Annotated in this window: 18 protein-coding genes and 1 riboswitch; of the genes, 2 read left to right on the forward strand and 16 right to left on the reverse strand. The window is 48.1% G+C overall.

From position 1 onward, the window contains the following. Positions 1 to 59 precede the first annotated feature (59 nt). The 4 genes from DW085_RS19775 to DW085_RS09630 form a co-directional block, all read right to left on the reverse strand. Positions 60 to 452 carry a hypothetical protein gene (locus DW085_RS19775; protein ID WP_243033996.1) on the reverse strand — a complete coding sequence of 131 codons (393 nt, stop codon included), beginning with the start codon at positions 450 to 452 and terminating at the stop codon, positions 60 to 62. After that, positions 410 to 769, reverse strand: coding sequence for an ATP-binding cassette domain-containing protein (locus DW085_RS19780; protein ID WP_243033997.1), 360 nt, complete (start codon positions 767 to 769; stop codon positions 410 to 412). The genes DW085_RS19775 and DW085_RS19780 overlap by 43 nt, the downstream gene beginning before the upstream one ends. After that, positions 756 to 1,439: an ABC transporter permease gene (locus DW085_RS09625; protein ID WP_022360331.1), complete on the reverse strand. Its 684-nt coding sequence runs from the start codon at positions 1,437 to 1,439 to the stop codon at positions 756 to 758. The genes DW085_RS19780 and DW085_RS09625 overlap by 14 nt, the downstream gene beginning before the upstream one ends. A gap of 209 nt (positions 1,440 to 1,648) precedes the next feature. After that, positions 1,649 to 2,569: a substrate-binding domain-containing protein gene (locus DW085_RS09630; protein WP_022360332.1), complete on the reverse strand. Its 921-nt coding sequence runs from the start codon at positions 2,567 to 2,569 to the stop codon at positions 1,649 to 1,651. A gap of 128 nt (positions 2,570 to 2,697) precedes the next feature. Beyond that, positions 2,698 to 2,819: riboswitch (molybdenum cofactor riboswitch) on the reverse strand. A 587-nt stretch (positions 2,820 to 3,406) separates the two neighbouring features. Between DW085_RS09630 and DW085_RS09635 the strand changes: the two genes are divergently transcribed. Beyond that, positions 3,407 to 4,327 carry a trans-4-hydroxy-L-proline dehydratase activase gene (locus tag DW085_RS09635; RefSeq protein WP_118468393.1) on the forward strand — a complete coding sequence of 307 codons (921 nt, stop codon included), beginning with the start codon at positions 3,407 to 3,409 and terminating at the stop codon, positions 4,325 to 4,327. A gap of 5 nt (positions 4,328 to 4,332) precedes the next feature. Then, entirely contained in the window at positions 4,333 to 6,780 is a 2,448-nt protein-coding gene (gene hypD, locus DW085_RS09640; protein ID WP_118492401.1) for a trans-4-hydroxy-L-proline dehydratase, read from the forward strand. 158 nt (positions 6,781 to 6,938) lie between these two features. Here hypD and DW085_RS09645 read toward each other — a convergent pair whose 3' ends face one another. The 12 genes from DW085_RS09645 to DW085_RS09695 all read right to left on the reverse strand — a co-directional run bounded on the left by DW085_RS09645 (position 6,939) and on the right by DW085_RS09695 (position 17,718). Further along, positions 6,939 to 8,021: an ethanolamine utilization protein EutH gene (locus tag DW085_RS09645; RefSeq protein WP_118492403.1), complete on the reverse strand. Its 1,083-nt coding sequence runs from the start codon at positions 8,019 to 8,021 to the stop codon at positions 6,939 to 6,941. Between the two features lie 97 nt (positions 8,022 to 8,118). Beyond that, entirely contained in the window at positions 8,119 to 9,186 is a 1,068-nt protein-coding gene (locus tag DW085_RS09650) for a 2-hydroxycarboxylate transporter family protein (protein ID WP_347475058.1), read from the reverse strand. Further along, the gene (locus tag DW085_RS19785) at positions 9,144 to 9,410 is read right to left on the reverse strand and encodes a 2-hydroxycarboxylate transporter family protein (RefSeq protein WP_243033998.1); all 267 of its coding nucleotides are present in this window, start codon (positions 9,408 to 9,410) and stop codon (positions 9,144 to 9,146) included. The genes DW085_RS09650 and DW085_RS19785 overlap by 43 nt, the downstream gene beginning before the upstream one ends. A gap of 21 nt (positions 9,411 to 9,431) precedes the next feature. Then, entirely contained in the window at positions 9,432 to 10,577 is a 1,146-nt protein-coding gene (locus DW085_RS09655; RefSeq protein WP_182430849.1) for an SEC-C metal-binding domain-containing protein, read from the reverse strand. A 360-nt stretch (positions 10,578 to 10,937) separates the two neighbouring features. Further along, entirely contained in the window at positions 10,938 to 11,450 is a 513-nt protein-coding gene (locus tag DW085_RS09660; RefSeq protein ID WP_117796070.1) for a nitroreductase family protein, read from the reverse strand. 29 nt (positions 11,451 to 11,479) lie between these two features. Continuing rightward, on the reverse strand, positions 11,480 to 11,983 hold the full coding sequence (greA, locus tag DW085_RS09665) for a transcription elongation factor GreA (protein WP_022360596.1): 504 nt from the start codon (positions 11,981 to 11,983) through the stop codon (positions 11,480 to 11,482). 3 nt (positions 11,984 to 11,986) lie between these two features. Then, on the reverse strand, positions 11,987 to 13,339 hold the full coding sequence (gene glmM, locus DW085_RS09670; RefSeq protein ID WP_118492405.1) for a phosphoglucosamine mutase: 1,353 nt from the start codon (positions 13,337 to 13,339) through the stop codon (positions 11,987 to 11,989). A 179-nt stretch (positions 13,340 to 13,518) separates the two neighbouring features. Further along, on the reverse strand, positions 13,519 to 14,373 hold the full coding sequence (gene rfbD / locus DW085_RS09675) for a dTDP-4-dehydrorhamnose reductase (protein WP_107001395.1): 855 nt from the start codon (positions 14,371 to 14,373) through the stop codon (positions 13,519 to 13,521). Further along, entirely contained in the window at positions 14,373 to 15,395 is a 1,023-nt protein-coding gene (gene rfbB, locus DW085_RS09680; protein ID WP_022360599.1) for a dTDP-glucose 4,6-dehydratase, read from the reverse strand. The genes rfbD and rfbB overlap by 1 nt, the downstream gene beginning before the upstream one ends. Before the next feature lie 14 nt (positions 15,396 to 15,409). Beyond that, on the reverse strand, positions 15,410 to 16,303 hold the full coding sequence (gene rfbA / locus DW085_RS09685) for a glucose-1-phosphate thymidylyltransferase RfbA (protein ID WP_022360600.1): 894 nt from the start codon (positions 16,301 to 16,303) through the stop codon (positions 15,410 to 15,412). 178 nt (positions 16,304 to 16,481) lie between these two features. Next, positions 16,482 to 17,261, reverse strand: coding sequence for a class B sortase (locus DW085_RS09690; protein WP_118492407.1), 780 nt, complete (start codon positions 17,259 to 17,261; stop codon positions 16,482 to 16,484). Beyond that, positions 17,230 to 17,718, reverse strand: a complete 489-nt coding sequence (locus DW085_RS09695) for a deaminase (protein ID WP_022360603.1) — start codon at positions 17,716 to 17,718, stop codon at positions 17,230 to 17,232. The genes DW085_RS09690 and DW085_RS09695 overlap by 32 nt, the downstream gene beginning before the upstream one ends. Positions 17,719 to 17,729: the final 11 nt, after the last annotated feature.

Raw genomic sequence — 17,729 nt, forward strand, 5'->3', positions numbered from 1 at the left:
TCCCAAGCAAAACTCTTTCCATTTTTTTCATATTCAGCGCAATCTCCTCACATTTTTATTCATATTTCTGAATTTTTTTCATTTTCACGATATGAAACCTCTGTATCTGCCAGATATCGGCGTATGGACGGGTGAGACGGGTGAAGAAGGATTTCTTCCGGTGTTCCAGACACCAGAACATTCCCCTGCTCCATAAAATGTACCTGGTCACAAATCTTGCGGACATGCACCAGCTGATGGCTGATTAGCAGCCATGTCATCTTATTTTTCGTCTGCTGCTCCCGCATCAGCTGTTCAAACAATTCTGTACTGTCAGGATCCAGGTTGGAAAGAGTTTCATCAACAATCACAAACGCAGGGTCAAATACCAGGGCCCTGATAAATGATAATTTCTGCTGTTCCCCGCTGCTCAGGGAACGGGCATACTGATTTTTTTCTGCAGAAGCCCACATCGTTCCAGCCAGGCATCCATCTTCGCCTCATCTGGGCGGATTCCCCGTATTTTCAGCGGATAGATCAGGTTCTGATACACCGTATCATGCAAAAGATACGGTCTCTGTGTTGTCATCGTGATATCCCGGGGTGTCAGTCCCTCGTAATCAATCCTCCCGCCATCTGGAACCAATATCCCCTGTATCAGCTTGGAAAGTGTTGTTTTTCCGCAGCCATTGGTTCCTATCAGACCATGAACCTTCCCGCTCTCCAGATACAGTTCCTCGATTTGAAGCGTAAACTGACCCATCTTCTTTTGCAGCTTAGAGATTTTCATCCGGTGTCTCCTCCTGTCTGAAATGTTCTGCCAATGTCTGTACCGCAAATGCCAGAAGCATCAGGATCACTCCCAAAAATACCCCTTCATAATAATCGCCTGCACCTTTCAGGGTTGAAATCGCAGTCGTCATTGTCCGGGTGCTGTTTTTTATATTTCCACCTACCAGAAAGACCGCCCCGACCTCACTGATGGAACGCCCATATCCAGACACAACCGCAAAATAAATTTCATTTTTCATTTCACGCAGCAGAAGCCGCGCGGTCTGATGCCGGTCAGCTCCCATCGTCCTGGCAAACGCCCGGATCGAAGGCGCCGTGCGGACCGCATATGAATATACCATTCCACAGACGATCGGAGTGATGATCAGAACCTGGGCTGCCACCATTCCTTTGATCGTAAATACCCATCGAAGCGCCCCAAACGGACCTTTTTTTCTCAAAAGCATATATGTGAGCAGTCCGATGACGACCGGAGGTGCTCCCATCAAGGTCCGGTTCACGCGGACTACCAGCTTTTTTCCTGGAAATTTCGTCTGCTCCAGCACAAGTCCCAGAAAAATTCCAAGCATGGACGCAATCAAGGTTGACCAGAAAGACATCACCAGCGTTACCCGGATAGAATCTATCACTCCGACCGTACCAAAAAATTTTGAAAACAGGTTTCCCATATTTTTTCTCCCAGCATATCCACTGAAACACCTTATGTTCTGCAGGCGTTCTCATTTTCTCAATTCTTAATGACAGAAAACCGGAAAAAGTGCATCCTCCCTTCTCCGGTTTCCTGTTTATACATTATAAATTCTGCAAGGTTCAACTGCCTGCTTTATTCGTTTAAATACGCTAATCCCAGCACTGCCGCATATCATCCGGCAGTATTCTATTTCTGCTCTGCATTCGGGAAGAATAACGGCTCGCCGTACTCCTTTACGCCGTATTCACCGATCAGCGTCTGGATTTCCGGAGAACAGATCCACTTGATAAACGTATTCGCCGCCTCGTTGTTGACATCCGGATATTTCTCCGGATTTACTGCGATAACGCCGTACTGGTTTAAAAGTTCCTTGCTGCCTTCACATACAATATCCATATCCGGGAAATCTGCCTTCTTGGCAAGCCAGGTACCGCGGTCAGACAGGCAGTAGCCACCTTTTTCATCTGCCATCGCCAGTGTATCAGCCATTCCAGCGCCTGCCGATACATAGTTTGGATTGCTCTCATAATCTGTAATTCCCAGCTTCTCCCAGATTCCGGTCTCCTTGTTATGGGTACCAGAGTTGTCTCCACGGGACACAAATGTCAGCTGCTCGTCCATGATCTGCTTAAATGCAGCGTTGATATCATCCGTCTTTGCAATCGGACCATCCTTCGGTCCTACGATCACGAAATCATTATACATAACCTGGAAGCGCTCTACACCGTAGCCGCTCTCCACAAATTCTTCTTCTTTTGCTTTAGAATGAACCAGTATCACATCGACTTCACCATCTTTTGCTTTCTGAATCGCATCACCGGTTCCTACTGCCGTCCACTGTAAGTCAATACCTGTATCCTCTAAAAAGATTGGCTTTAAGTAATCCAGAAGACCTGTATTATCGGTACTGGTCGTCGTTGCCATCAGAAGCGTCTCTCCGGATGCTTCCTTGGTCTCCTCTGCACTGCTTTCCTCAGCAGCCTCTGCGGTTGTCTCTGCGGCGCTTTCCGCCTCCGTTGTCTCTTTTGCGCTTCCGGAGCAGGCTGTCATAGACAATGCTGTCATGGCCGCCATTGCCAATGCAATGATTCTGTTTGTCTTCTTCATGAAATTGTTCTTCTCCCTTCTTTTGTTTAAGAATACGCTGAAAAACATTTCATCGGAACGAGACTCTGGCAGAGGATGCGCCGCCTTTTACCAGCTGCCTTTCTTCCTAAATAAGCAGCAGGTCCTACTTCTCTTTCCAATGCATTTCTTTCCAAATGCGGGAGGCATCCGAGTTTCCCCTGATACCCATTGGCTGTAAACCCTGACAATATACTGTGTTAGGTTTTTCAGCTCGAAATATAGTTTTCCTGGCTTCTGCTGTCCGGGTTCTTCTAATACTTCCCGAAACATCCTTATACATTTTTACTATACCATGTCAAAATTCCTCTTGTCAACCGGGCAACTTTCACATGAGCGAAATTTTTTCATTTTTTCAAGCTTCTTATTTATTTTGTTTTTTCTTTTCTACTGCTCTTTTCTACTGTTATTCTGGATTTTTAGTCTTTTTTCACTTCTATCTTGATTTTCCCTTTTCATATTTGTGCGATGCTCTTTTAACTGTGCTTAATTTTTTGTTTTTGTTTTGTATTTTATGAATATTCACACCATTTTATCTTTTCTACAATTTTCACTTTCTTTTCACGCATAATATCCTCACTTTTGCCGATTGTAAGCCCCATTTTTCTATGGTATCTTATATGTTATATTAATTTTCTTTTATAGTCATTCCGCACTCCGCTTGTTTCAGCGTGATCGGATGATTATTTTTCAGATTCGTCTGTTAAAAATTAAATTAATACATTTTTTTCAATTTACTCTTGTATTCTTGAGATGGTTGTAGTATTATAGACTCAGAACTAGAACACAGTCTAGTTTTTTGCAAAGGAGGGGGAAAGAATGGCAGAAACTCCTTACATATTTAACATCCAGAAATTTTCAACGCACGACGGCGATGGTGTCCGCACCACGATCTTCTTCAAGGGATGTCCCTTACGCTGCATGTGGTGCCACAACCCGGAGAGTCAGCATTATTATAAGGAACTGATTTTTCATCAGCACAAATGTACCACCTGCGGCCGATGCGTTGCAAAATGTAAACAGGGAGCCAATTCCATCGTAGACGGCAAGATTGTATTTGACCGTTCCAAGTGTACCGCCTGCGGCGTCTGTACCGACTGGTGCATCACAGAGGCCCGGGAGTTGGCCGGTAAGGAATACACGGTAGATGCACTTGTCAAGGAAGCGATGAAGGACAAAATCTTCTATGAGCAGTCCGGCGGCGGTGTAACACTCTCCGGCGGCGAGGTTATGGCTTCCCAGCATATGGACTATGTGGAAGAAGTCTGTCGCAAGCTCCACGAGAACGGTGTCAGCATTTTCATCGACACCAGCGGCTACACAGATTATAAGAATCTGAAGCGGATTCTTCCTTACGTAGATGTTTTTCTCTACGACATCAAGGTGATGGATCCGGAAGACCACAAGAAATATATCGGCGTTGACAATTCACTGATTCTTGAGAACTTAAAGAAATTAAGTGATGAGGGCGCTGGTCTTTACATCCGGCTTCCGATTATCCAGCAGGTCAACGCAACCGATGAACACATTGAAAGTGTCATCCATTTCCTGAAAGAAAACAATATTCACGCGCGTCAGGTAAACCTTTTACCTTATCATGACATCGGAAAGGGTAAATACGCCAGCCTCGACATGGAGTACCATGATGACGAGATGAGCGTACCGGTGTCCGAGCTTATGGAACACTTTAAGTCCATGTTCGAAGAACAGGGATTCAACAAAGTCAATATAGGAGGATGATTTAAATGGCAGAGAAAATTGATACTTCATTCGTAATCAACACACCAGAAGGTCTGTTAAAAGACAACGACCGCGGATGTACCGAGAGAATTAAAAGACTGAGAAGAATCAGCCATTCCACCCAGCCGCATCTGGATCTGGAAAGAGCAAAAATTGAAACCGATGTTTACAAAGAGTACGAAGGTTCCGTATCTGTACCGGTTTTAAGAGCTCTCGTTCTGAAAGAGTACTTCTCCAGAAAAACTCTTTACTTAGGCGATGATGAGCTGTTAGTTGGTGAGAAGGGCAAGGACCCGCAGTGTTCACCGACTTTCCCGGAGCTGTGCTGTCATACCATCGAGGATATGCACATCATGAACGATCGTAAACTGGTTAACTTCACCGTTACCGAAGACGATCTGAAGCTTCAGGAAGAAGAGATCATTCCGTACTGGAAGAACCGTGCAGTCAGAGAGCATCTCTTAAAAGCTATGACCCAGGAGTGGAGAGACTGCTATGAGGTTGGTATGTTTACCGAGTTCATGGAGCAGCGTGGACCGGGTCATACAGCCGGCGGCAAGAACTTCTACATCAAAGGCTACGGTGACTACAAGAAGGAGATCGAGCAGGCTATCAAGGATCTTGACTATTTCAATGATCCGGAAGCTTACGACAAAGAGCAGGAGCTTCGCGCTATGGATATCTGCTGCGATGCTATCATTATCTTAGGTAAGAGATATCATGATCTGGCTCTTGAGAAAGCTGCTGAGGAGAAGGATCCGGTCAGAAAAGCAGAGCTCGAGCAGATTGCAGCTAACTGTGCGGTTGTTCCGGAGCACAAACCGGAGACCTACTGGCAGGCACTTCAGATGTACTGGTTTACACACCTTGGTGTTACAACCGAGTTAAACCCGTGGGATGCATTTACACCAGGTCGTCTGGATCAGCATCTGATTCCGTTCTATGAAAAAGATACCGCTGCAGGTACTCTGGATGATACAAGAGCTCTTGAGCTTCTTGAGTGCCTCTGGGTTAAACTGTTCAACTCTCCGGCTCCGGTTAAAGTTGGCGTAACCTTAAAAGAGTCCGGTACATACGTAGACTTCGCAAACATCAACTCCGGCGGTGTTAAGGAAGATGGTACTGATGCAGTTAACGCTGTTTCTTACTTAATCCTTGACTGTATGGAAGATATGAGACAGAACCAGCCGAACTCCAACGTACAGATTTCCAAAGTTACTCCGGATAAGTTCTTAAAGAGAGCTTGCGAGATCGCTCGTCAGGGCTGGGGCCAGCCGGCATTCTACAATACCGATGAGCTGATTCAGGAGCTGGTAAATCAGGGCAAATCTCTGGTAGATGCAAGAAACGCTGGATGCTCCGGATGTGTTGAGACAGGTGCATGGGGAACCGAGGCTTATTGGCTGACCGGTTACTTAAACATCCCTAAGTGCTTACAGCTCGCTCTGTATGATGGCTACGATGTAATGTTCAAAAAACAGATCGGACCGCACACCGGCAAAGCAGAAGACTTCAAATCCTATGACGAACTGTGGAACGCATTCAAGACACAGCTTGAGTACATCATCGATGTTAAGATGCGCGGCAACCTGGTTATCGAGAGAATCTACTCTCAGATGATGCCGGCTCCGTTCCTTTCCATATGTACCGATGACTGTATCAAGAAAGGTAAAGACTACAACGCAGGCGGCCCGAGATACAACACAAGCTACATCCAGGGTGTTGGTATCGGCACTATTTCCGATGCACTCTCCGCTATCAAGTTCAACGTATTTGACAATCAGAAGTTTACCATGAAAGAACTCATCGACGCTATGAACGACGATTTCAAGGGCCATGAGGACATTCTGAACCTGGTTAAGAATAAAACTCCGAAATACGGCAACGATGATGATTATGCAGATGACATCATGGTAAGTGTATTCAATGAGTACAAAGATTATATTACCGGCAGACCGACCACCAGAGGCGGTGTATATCATGTAGATATGCTTCCGACCACCTGCCACGTATACTTCGGTGATGTTATGATCGCTACTCCGAACGGCCGTCTGGCTCATAATCCTCTGTCTGAGGGTATCTCTCCTGAGAAGGGTGCTGATATCAACGGACCGACCGCAGTTGTTAAATCCTGCTCCAAGATGAACCACTGTGAGACCGGCGGTACTCTGCTGAACCAGAAGTTTACTCCGGCTGCTATCGCAGGCGAGAAGGGTATTGACAACCTGGCTGCTCTGATTCGTTCCTACTTTGCTATGAACGGACATCATATGCAGTTTAACGTTATCGACCGCCAGACTCTGATCGAAGCTCAGAAGAACCCGGAGGAATACAAGGAACTGATCGTCCGCGTAGCCGGATACAGTGACTACTTCCGTAACCTGGATAAACCGCTTCAGAATGAGATCATTGAGAGAACCGAGCAGAGCTTTGGAGGCTGTGGCTGCTGTTAATTGCTCGCAACCGTTTGACAACTCTAAAAATCTTCATTGCAACATATTAATGCCTTCTATGAAAATGATATAGCCCCAAAAGGGCGGAAAGCCCCGGCAGCGAAACTGCCGGGGCTTTCTTATTTCTTTATCCTTATCTCAATATCAGATATTCCGCTCTACTCTGTTATCATTTTTGACCTTCTCATACAAATAACCGCCAGGGCAACTGCCAATCCGCCTGACAGCACCTTGCTGATCATATAGGCTGTTACCCAGTTTCCCGGTATCAGGGACGCTACAAGGGTCATCTGACCGCCTACCACATAGGCGCCTGCAACAGAGAAAGCCGCATTTAATACTTTTCCGCGCTTATCCATCTTGGAAAACAATGGCAGCATCGCAAGGCTCTGTATAAAGGAAAGGAACAGTCCGACAACTGCCTCCTCATTGATACCCAGGATCGCCCCGATGCGCTGGATCGGCTTTTGGAGACGTTTTAACGCCACCTGCGACAGCACCAGACCGCCGCACGCTGCGATGACCATACGGAGTACCATAAAAAGCATTTCCTCAATCAGAGCATTCTCGACAACCGCATACTTCGGCATAAAAATTCCGAAGACTGCCACACCAAACAGGAAAAAACTAAAAATACGGATCGCATTTCCGATGAAAATCATGATCTTCATCGTCAGCTCCGGAACCAGCACAAATGCCGCAATCAACACCACGCACAGCACCAGCACCGGGATCATATTAAAAAAGAGCTGACGGACAGGCAGACCCAGCATCAGACCTCCGACCGCCAGACCAGACGGTATGGCAATCAGCCCGAAGATGAATCCCCGCATCAGCTCTCCTATTTCATCTTTTCGAACGGCTGCCAGAAAGACCGGCAGCTGGTATCCGACCGTCATTCCCAGACTGCCTGCTACCATCGCACCGGTAAATGCTGCCAGCGCCGGTGTCGCCGCCAGCTTCTGTGCCATGCCAAGCGCCCCCATATCCGGCGCCAGAAGGCAGCTTGGAATGAGCGCCGGATCAAATGGCATATGCTTTGCCGCCTCCGCAATCGCTTCCGCGTGCGTCTGCACATATGTAACTCCGATCGCATAAAATCCTACCGTGGACATCGCCAGACCGCCCATCGTGGCAAGCCCCTTTTCAAAGTTCGGCATCAGCCCCAGCTTTCCTCCCAGTATCTCATCCAAAAGCCCGGCTGCCGCAAATACAAGCATGATCGCAATGAATATGTTCATAAGACCTACCTCTCAGCTTTTCCCTATTTCTCTATTCCCCTGTTTTCACTTATTTTCCCTCTATCAGGCACATTTCTCTGTCAATCACAATTCTTTTTTACCTCGCCAGCAGCTGTATCAGCACGCCCCCGATGGTCAGCATCAGTGCCCCGCAGGAACGCGTCACAATCTGTGCAAATGGAAGCAGTTCCATCCGTTTTGAACTGCTGAGCACCGCTACATTTCCGGAGCCGCCCATGTTCGTTGTACACATCCCCGCTGCGATCGATGATTCCAGCGGATAAAATCCCATCTTGATGCCGATCAATCCGGCGGTCAGTGTGATCGCCCCGACAATCAGCACGACACTGAGCAGATAAAATGGAGTGATCGTGTGTAAAATCGTCTTTAAATCAATCAGCGTCGCCCCGATTCCGGTCAGCGCCGCCGCTGTCCAGCTGTGGATCGCGAACTGTCCCCACTCTCTCGCCGCGTCCTCCAGGCGCTCTGAAAGGATTCCCGTTCCCTTCACAATCACAACTGCTACAATCATCCACGCATACGTCGGTACAATCGAAATAAAATGATGGCAGAGCGCCCCCAGTTCATAAAATGCCATTGAAATGATAAGCCCCGTACATAAGAGTGCGAAGGTCGGTTTCATCGGAGGCTGTTTCTTCACTTCGTGACCATCATTGACAAGGCAGCCATTTCCGGTCAGGGATGGCTTTCGCTCGCCGATATTATTGGCTAAACCGCCAAAAATGATCGCCACACAATTTCCCAGCACCGTCGCCGGTGCGATCCGCGTCAGGATCTGTCCGGCGTCCGTCCCCAGAACCGACGAATACATTGCCGACAGAGGCACTGCTCCCGCCGTCATGCCGCCGCTCGTCATCGGAATACCGATATACAGGATGCCTTCCAGAAAACTATCCCCCATCACCATACCGAGCAGACCTGAAAGTATCACGCCGACTGCCAGCGATATGACAGCTGTCGGAAGCAGTTTCACCGTTGCGCGGATCAGAAGCCCGCGGTCGATATTGAAAAGACTTCCTGTGATCAGCGCTGAGATATAGAAGACCAGAAATCCTTCTTTGTTGACAAAATTGTCCAGGATCTCATGCGTCTGCTCCGGAATTAGCCCCAGCGCCTGGATGACCGCCGCCCCCAGAATACAGATGACCGAGCCGCCAGGTACGTTTTCACAACCGGTGTATGATTTCCTAAAAAATTGAGTCCCCCGCCCAGCACCATCAGCGCAATCATGCCGCCGACCAAGCCTGCCGGAAGACAGTCCATATACATACAGACCACCACCAGCGCCAAGATGCCTAGATACAGAGGGATGGAAAAACCAGCGATCGTATTAGCTTTGCCAGATATTTCTTTCCTCTCTTGCTGCATTTTTCATTTCACCTCTGAGTATTAATTTCTTCCACAACACTTCTTATATTTCTTCCCAGATCCGCAAGGACACGGATCATTCGGATAAATCTTCTCCACCTTTTTCGCGGTTACCGGTGCTGGCTGGGACATTTCCGGCACCATCGCCGGCATGCCGCCGATCATACCTCTCTCACTTAATTCCCATGGTTTATTTCCACGGTTTTCTTTTGTTCTCGTATTGTTGAACGCATCCATGAGAAGTCTTAAAAATTCGCCCATCTGCTGCTCGCTCTGGAAAACAATCCCTTCTTCATGCATCTTATTCATCAGTTCTGCCGGTGATTTTCCTTCATAACTGCTGGCCCACGTCTCAAAGCACCATCTAGCCGCTTTCTCATACGGCACATCCAATTTTTTTATGAAATAGGACTCCAGCTCCTTATAAGCCAGTACCCCTGCCTCATACCCTTTCTGACAGATTTCATCCAACTGCTGTGCAGACGGAATATAGAATTTTTTATTCTGCTGCTGTTTCAACAAAGCAGTGAGTCCATCCCCCTCAAAAACTGGAAGATGTACATACAAGCCCCTCTCGGAATAAAGCGGATTCTCTTTCGGCAGGTTCTGCATTCCCAGTTTCTCCATCGGGAAAATGCAAGATTCTGTGATGTCCTCCGGCATTTCCTGCAGCATCCCGATCATTTCTTCGATCGTGCCTTTCACCTTCAATTTGTACAGTTCATACAAAATTTCCAGCGGCGCAATCTCATAATAATCGATAAAGAAGCTGATACACTTCATCAGCCAGCCTTTTTTGCTCTGAACCGCCCGGAATGCCTCATCGTCAATCCCGCTAAAACCCTGTGCAATCTCTTCAAAGACAGTAAAGCAGTCACTCACTTCCTCAAAACTTCCAAGTACGTATTTATATAACTGCATTCCATCCATAATCTCTTCTGCAGAAATTTTCTGTGGCTCGGTACAGGCTTTGCGAAAAAGCACCATCTGCTCTTTCGTCAGGCATGAAAGTCTACCCCGGAGTGCCTCTTCCGTCGTTAAATATTCTACAATTCGGTCAATCAGGTCATCCTTTTTAAGTCGGGAACAGTTCTTTAACTCGTAGCTTCTTGCTTCGTTTAATAAGTCTTCTTTGGTCCATTCTTTTAAATATTCTCTTAATAACATACCATTTCCTTTTCTCATCTTACATCGTTTCATGCTTCTCTTCATATTTTTTTATTATACTTTTAAATGCACATGGATTGCAAGATATATCGTTACATATTTCTGCTTCGCGCGAGTGCGCATCATTGACATTACACAAAAATACAGCCTGTCTCCAAACTTCTCAGGAAACAGACTGTATCGATTAAGGATTATGGTAAATAAAGGATTGTCGTAACTGTTCAGTAGGTCTGCGCATTTACTGCGCTGACCGTACGAAAACATGGGCCAGCAGGCAAAAATCCCATTGCCGCAGGCAATTTTTAATGGATTTTTGCGCGTGACTGTGAAGGTACTGAACAGTTACGGATTGTCTATATTTTACAGAAATACTGCCAGCTCTTCCAGAGGCTTGCGATCTGCATGCAGCCTGGACGGATGAGCTGTCTCTGCCGGATATCCAAGCGGCAGATAGGCCGTCGGCTGTAAGCCCTTCATCTCCGGGAACTGCTCCAGCAATTTTTCTGGATTAAACATACCAACATACGTTGTTCCCAGTCCCAGTTCTGCTGCCTGCAGCATCATCTGGGAAACCGCCAATGTCACATCGATCTCTCCATGGTTTTTCCCGTCCTCTTCCCGTTTCCAGGAAATCTCTGGATCATAGGCTGCTACAATCACAACCGGCGAATGAAAATGACACGCCGTACATGCATCCGCTTTCGCCAGAGCCTCCTCACTCTGCATCACGAAAAAGCGCTGTGGCTGTAAGTTATGTGCCGTCGGGGCTTTGCGTCCTGCCTCCAGCACTTTCTGTAATTTTTCCGCCTCAACCGGGCGGCTGTCAAATTTACGAAGTGAATAACGTGCATCACATAATTCTTCAAATTTCATAGTAATCAAAACTCTCCTTTGTATTGCAACTAATAACTACGAATCCGATCCGAATCCTCTTCTCCCGTTTTCTCGATCTTCCGGATCTCCACCACATAGCTGCTCTTATCGTTGACCTTCACTTCCACCTGGTCACCCACATGGTGTCCTTCGATCGCTTTTCCGAGCGGCGACTCGATGCTGATCCGGTTTTCCAGGGAATTGCCCCGGATGCTCGTTACCAGACGGTATACTTCTTCCTCGTCGTCATCCTCAAAATACAGGGTAACCGTATCATTCATTCCGACCTCATCCGGGCGGGATTCTTCCGATACGATCTTAGCGTGCTTCAGCATATTTTCCAGATAGCGAATACGGCTTTCATTCCGGTTCTTATCCTTCTTAGCAGCATAATATTCGAAGTTTTCGCTCAAGTCACCCTGTGCGCGCGCCTCCTTGACCGCCTCGATCGCCTCTTTGCGGACCACCAGCTTCCGATGGTCGATCTCTTCCTGAATCTTCTTTACATCACTTTCTGTCAGCTGCTCTCTCATGTCTTACTCTGCCAGTCCCTTTTTTTCTATCATTTCTATAACCTGTGCTACATATTTTCCGCAGATTTCATCCGTCGGTGCCTCGACCATCACGCGGATCAGCGGCTCCGTACCACTCGGACGAACTAAGATTCGACCGGTATCGCCCAAGGCATCCGATACCGTCTGAACCTCCGCCTGCACGTCGCGGTCTGCCTGCGCCGCCTCTTTATCCTTGACTCTGACATTTTTCAGAACCTGCGGATAAATCTGCACCTCATCAGCCAGCTTTGCAAGTGTCTCTTTCTTCTCCAGAATCACTTCCATCAGCTTTAATGATGTCAAAATGCCATCTCCGGTCGTCGCGTGCTTGCTGAAAATGATATGGCCCGACTGCTCGCCTCCCAGGCAGTGACCGTTCTGGGACATATTTTCATAGACATACTTATCGCCAACCGCCGTCTTCTCATAGGAAATGCCCTCGCGCTCAAATGCCTTATAAAGACCGAAGTTCGACATAACCGTGGTGACAACCGTATTGTTGACCAGCGTCCCCTGTTCTTTCATGTATTTTCCACATACATAGAGGATCTTGTCGCCATCCACCAGCTTGCCCTCACTGTCCACTGCCAGGCAGCGATCCGCATCTCCATCATAAGCGAATCCAACGTCCAGATGATTTTCAACCACATATTTCTGCAGTCCCTCGATGTGGGTGGAACCGCAATTTGTATTGATATTCAGACCATCCGGCGTGTTGTTGATGACATGTGTCTCCGCGCCCAGTGCGTCGAATACGTTTTTCGCAATCGCGGAAGCGCTTCCGTTTGCACAGTCAAGACCTACCCGCATATTTTTGAAAGACCGTGTTGCCAGGGAAATCAGATAACCGATATAGCGGTTGCGTCCCGCCGCATAGTCAACGGTGCGTCCGATCGCATCGCGCTTGGCAAATGGAATCTCGCCCATCTCGCCATCCAGATACGACTCAATCTTCTCGATCGTCTCCTCCTCCAGTTTCTCGCCGCGTCCGTTGATAACCTTGATTCCGTTGTCATAGTATGGATTGTGGCTTGCGGAGATCATGATACCGCAGTCAAACTCCTCGGTGCGTACAACATACGATACACTCGGAGTGGTTGTCACGTGAAGCAGATAGACATCTGCGCCGGAAGCGGTCAGTCCCGATACCAGCGAATATTCAAACATATAGCTGCTGCGTCTCGTATCCTTGCCGATCACAACCCGGCAGCGATCTGCTTTCGTCTTCTGTCCATAATACCAGCCCAGGAAACGACCTACTTTATAGGCATCCTCCACGGTCAGCGTCACATTTGCCTCGCCGCGGAATCCGTCTGTTCCAAAATATTTACCCATTTTAAGAGCTCCTCCTACATCACCAAATACAGAGTCCAAAGGTCATGTACATTTATGGAAATCCCCCACTAACATACATGACCTTCTACGATTTTGATTCCAACCTAAAGAAAATCCTGCAGCCAACGGCACTTCACACTTTCTGCCTCTGCTGCTTTCTATGTCTGATTGCACATTTTTTACTGAATTTCTTTCAGATAGCGACCTACCGCATCCTGCCAGGACGGAAGGCGCTCAAATCCGTTGTCCGAAAGTTTTTCTTTGCTGATCCGGCTGTTCATCGGGCGTTTTGCCTGACCCGGATAAGCAGCTGTATACTCGGCAGTGCTGACCGGCGTCACCTTGACATCCATGCCCGCCTGCTTAAAGATCTCAACTGCAAATTCATACCAGCTGCAAAGTCCTTCATTCGTCGCATGGTAACGACCATATTTGTCACTCTGAATCATATCAACCAGCAGACGCGCCAGATCGTATGTGTAAGTCGGGGAACCGATCTGATCATCCACAACACTGACTGCCCCGCGCTCTTTGCCAACGCGCAGCATCGTCTTGATGAAGTTCTTGCCGTTCACGCCAAATACCCACGCGATACGGACGATGAAAAACTTCTTTACCAGCTCCTCGACTGCCAGCTCACCCTCATACTTCGACTGACCGTAGGCGTTGAGTGGTTCCCGGTGGTCATCCGGCTCCCACGGGCGGGTGCCCTGACCGTTGAATACATAATCGGTGCTGATGTACATCATTTTGATGTCCAGACCTTTGCAGACCTCAGCGATATTTCTCGTTCCATCTGCATTGACTTTACGGCAGAGTTCCATGTTCTGTTCCGCTGCGTCTACTGCAGTATATGCAGCGCAGTGGATCACTGCATCCGGCTTTGCCTCGGTGATCACGCGGCGGCATGCCTCTGCATCGGTAATATCCATCTCATCGACATCCACACCGATGCCAGTAAGACCCTGTTTTTTCAGCTCATTCATCACGTCATAGCCAAGCTGGCCTTTAACGCCTGTCACTAATACTCTCATTATAATCTATCTCCATACATTTTTTCGAAGTACTGGCTGTACTCACCGCTTAAAATGTGTTTCCACCAGTCCTGATTGTTCAGATACCAGTCGATCGTCTGGCGAATGCCGGTGTCAAAATTGTATTTCGGCTTCCAGCCAAGCTCCGTCTCGATCTTGGTCGGATCGATCGCATAACGGCGGTCATGACCCGGACGATCCTTGACGTAACGGATCAGGCTTTCCGGCTTGTCCAGCGCTTTCAGGATGGTTTTGACAACCTCCAGGTTGGTCCTCTCATTGTGTCCGCCGATGTTGTAAATCTCACCGACGCGTCCCTTGTGGAGAATCAGATCGATCGCCTCACAATGATCGGATACGTGCAGCCAGTCGCGAACGTTCGCGCCGTCGCCGTATACCGGAAGTTCCTCGTCTGCCAGCGCACGGCTGATCATCAGCGGAATCAGCTTCTCCGGAAAATGATATGGACCGTAATTGTTGGAGCAGCGGGATACTGTCACTGGAAGTCCGTAGGTTCTATGGTATGCCAGTACAAACAGATCCGCACTCGCCTTGGAAGAAGAGTACGGGCTGGAGGTATGAAGCGGGGTTGTCTCCGTGAAGAAGAGATCCGGGCGGTCTAACGGCAGATCGCCGTATACCTCATCGGTCGATACCTGATGATAACGTTTAATTCCATAGGTGCGGCAGGCATCCAGCAGGGTGGTCGTTCCCATGACATTGGTACGGACAAATGCCTCCGGATCCGTGATGGAACGGTCTACATGGCTCTCTGCTGCAAAGTTTACTACGATGTCCGGCTTTTCTTCCTCGAAGAGTTTAAACACGAAGTCGCGGTCTGCGATATCGCCGTGTACAAATTTGTAATTTGGTTTGTTTTCAACCGGTTTCAGTGTCTCTAAGTTGCCCGCATAGGTCAGAAGATCCAGATTGATGATCTGATACTCCGGGTATTTATTTACCATATGGTGTACGAAGTTTCCGCCGATGAATCCGGCTCCGCCTGTCACGATAATCTTCATTGTTTTAACTCCTTTTAATTCTGATGTATTTTATCAACATATTTCCCATCCAGTACGTCTTTCAGATATTTGCCATACTGGTTTTTCTTGTATACCTCGTATGCCTCCAGCACTTCTTCCTTGCTGATCCATCCGTTTAAGTACGCAATCTCCTCCAGGCACGCGATCTTGCGGTGCTGGTGGGTCTCTACTGTCTTAACGAAATTGGTTGCCTCAACTAAAGACTCATGTGTACCGGTATCGAGCCAGGTAAAGCCCTGTCCCAGAAGAATAACATCCAGATCGCCATTTTCCAGATAGATGCGGTTCAAATCGGTGATCTCAAGCTCACCTCTGGCAGACGGTTTTAACTGTTTCGCATACTCTACTACCCGGTTGTCATAGAAATACAGACCCGTTACACAGTAATTGGACTTCGGTTTCTCCGGCTTCTCCTCGATGGAGATCGCCTTGCCCTGGTCGTCAAATTCTACGATACCGAAGCGCTCCGGATCATCGACATAGTAGCCGAATACAGTCGCGCCCTCTTTCTTGGCAGAGGCAGCACGCAGGCGTTTCACAAGTCCCTGACCCTGGAAAATATTGTCCCCCAGAATCATCGCTACGGAATCATCCCCGATGAACTCCTCGCCGATGATAAATGCCTGTGCCAGTCCATCCGGACTTGGCTGCACGGCATAGCTTAAATGTAAACCAAACTGATGTCCATCGCCCAACAATTCCTTAAAACGCGGTGTGTCATCCGGTGTCGAAATAATCAGAATATCCCGGATTCCCGCGTTCATCAGAACGGAGATCGGATAGTAAATCATCGGTTTGTCATAAATCGGAAGCAGCTGTTTGGAAGTTACGCGTGTCAGCGGGTAAAGGCGTGTGCCTGAACCGCCTGCTAAAACGATACCCTTCATATCTTGTTCTCCTCATATGTTTTATTTTCACGCCTCTTTTCTAAAAAAAGGCAGATCTCATCACTATAAGTAATATACCACATTTGCCTGCTGCTTGCAAATTTATTTGCCTTACACTTCTTCTATGTTTACACATAATTTTCCCTCTACTGTTCTTGCATTCCACAACCCATGAGCATCATTCATCCACTGCATACACAATCGTCCGCGCATCCGCAAATTCATAACTGCATGTCACAAAGGAATACAAGTGGGAAACCTCCTCGTCTGGCAGTTCGCGAAACCGGCATCCCTCCGTCATTTCTTCTATATAAGGATGCATCTCCGACCGATCCGCAAATTCCGTCCTACGCCGTTCCCCCTGACTGCCCGCAGTGAGCGCTGCAATCAGACGGAGTGTCCGCCTTTTCCCATCTGGGAAATAGAGGTAAGCAGTCCGATGCTTCTGGAAGAAATCTTCGTCTTTCAGGCGGACCAGCTCGGAAAACCGGCTTCCGTCCTTCATATGATGCCCGTAAAAGATCGAATGAAAATCCGACGCATCCGGTGCACTCTCGCAGTCCAGAAAGACGGTCCCGGCTGGATCTGGTTTTCCATCCAGCCCGATGCTGCGGTACGATTCATTGTCGCTTGTCTGGACAATCGGTTCGTCGATGTGAGTACCGGGAATGCGAATCCAGGCAATGACGTCAGCATTCTGGCATTTTAAGGCTGCGAAATCTGGCTGCCATATCGGCTCTGACGCATCTGAATCAGATTTTCCAGATAAATTCTTCTCTACCTTTCCTTCAGATTGTGAATCTCTGTTTTCCGCCCTTCTAACCGCATCCCCCACACCATCCGCCAGAACCAGACATCCAATCACGATCAAAAAAGCACAGAAGATGCGGCGTGCCCAGCGGGCAGCGCCGTCTCCTGTGCGCTTCTTAGTACCCAAATTTTCCTTCCAGCGATTCATCTTCGCGGATCCAATCTTCTACATCGACTTTTCGGTACTCATTTTTCGTATCACGGATATAGACATGTTCAATTCCGGCATTGATTACCATGCGCTTGCACATCGAACAGCAGCTCGATTTTTCCACATACCCGCCGGTTCTCGCATCGACACCGGTCAGATACAGCGACGCGCCGATCATGCGCTCTCTGGAGGCACTGATCAGGGCATTTGCCTCGGCATGGACACTGCGGCACAACTCGTACCGCTCGCCGCGCGGCACATGAAGCTCCTCGCGGATGCAGCGACCGATATCGGAACAGTTTTTCCGTCCGCGCGGGGCGCCCACATAGCCGGTCGAGATAACCTCATCGTTATTCACAATCACTGCCCCGTAGTGCTTTCGCAGACAGGTACTCCGCTGCGAAACCATTTCCGCCAGATCCAAATAATAATTGACTTTATCTCTTCTTTCCATATAGGATCCCC

This window comes from Clostridium sp. AF50-3 (genome assembly GCF_003477445.1).
Lineage (GTDB): Bacteria > Bacillota > Clostridia > Lachnospirales > Lachnospiraceae > Otoolea > Otoolea fessa.

Excerpts from the sequence above, each read along its gene's own strand:
- DW085_RS09645 (WP_118492403.1), bottom strand. The coding sequence starts at position 8,021 with ATGAACATATTCATTGCGATCATGCTTGTATTTGCGGCAGCCGGGCTT.
- DW085_RS19780 (WP_243033997.1), bottom strand. The coding sequence starts at position 769 with ATGAAAATCTCTAAGCTGCAAAAGAAGATGGGTCAGTTTACGCTTCAA.
- DW085_RS09625 (WP_022360331.1), bottom strand. The coding sequence starts at position 1,439 with ATGGGAAACCTGTTTTCAAAATTTTTTGGTACGGTCGGAGTGATAGAT.
- DW085_RS09655 (WP_182430849.1), bottom strand. The coding sequence starts at position 10,577 with ATGTTATTAAGAGAATATTTAAAAGAATGGACCAAAGAAGACTTATTA.
- DW085_RS09695 (WP_022360603.1), bottom strand. The coding sequence starts at position 17,718 with ATGGAAAGAAGAGATAAAGTCAATTATTATTTGGATCTGGCGGAAATG.
- rfbA (WP_022360600.1), bottom strand. The coding sequence starts at position 16,303 with ATGAAGGGTATCGTTTTAGCAGGCGGTTCAGGCACACGCCTTTACCCG.
- DW085_RS09635 (WP_118468393.1), top strand. The coding sequence starts at position 3,407 with ATGGCAGAAACTCCTTACATATTTAACATCCAGAAATTTTCAACGCAC.
- DW085_RS09630 (WP_022360332.1), bottom strand. The coding sequence starts at position 2,569 with ATGAAGAAGACAAACAGAATCATTGCATTGGCAATGGCGGCCATGACA.
- rfbD (WP_107001395.1), bottom strand. The coding sequence starts at position 14,373 with ATGAGAGTATTAGTGACAGGCGTTAAAGGCCAGCTTGGCTATGACGTG.
- glmM (WP_118492405.1), bottom strand. The coding sequence starts at position 13,339 with ATGGGTAAATATTTTGGAACAGACGGATTCCGCGGCGAGGCAAATGTG.
- DW085_RS19775 (WP_243033996.1), bottom strand. The coding sequence starts at position 452 with ATGTGGGCTTCTGCAGAAAAAAATCAGTATGCCCGTTCCCTGAGCAGC.
- DW085_RS19785 (WP_243033998.1), bottom strand. The coding sequence starts at position 9,410 with ATGCAGCAAGAGAGGAAAGAAATATCTGGCAAAGCTAATACGATCGCT.
- rfbB (WP_022360599.1), bottom strand. The coding sequence starts at position 15,395 with ATGAAGATTATCGTGACAGGCGGAGCCGGATTCATCGGCGGAAACTTC.
- greA (WP_022360596.1), bottom strand. The coding sequence starts at position 11,983 with ATGAGAGAGCAGCTGACAGAAAGTGATGTAAAGAAGATTCAGGAAGAG.
- DW085_RS09660 (WP_117796070.1), bottom strand. The coding sequence starts at position 11,450 with ATGAAATTTGAAGAATTATGTGATGCACGTTATTCACTTCGTAAATTT.
- hypD (WP_118492401.1), top strand. The coding sequence starts at position 4,333 with ATGGCAGAGAAAATTGATACTTCATTCGTAATCAACACACCAGAAGGT.
- DW085_RS09690 (WP_118492407.1), bottom strand. The coding sequence starts at position 17,261 with ATGAATCGCTGGAAGGAAAATTTGGGTACTAAGAAGCGCACAGGAGAC.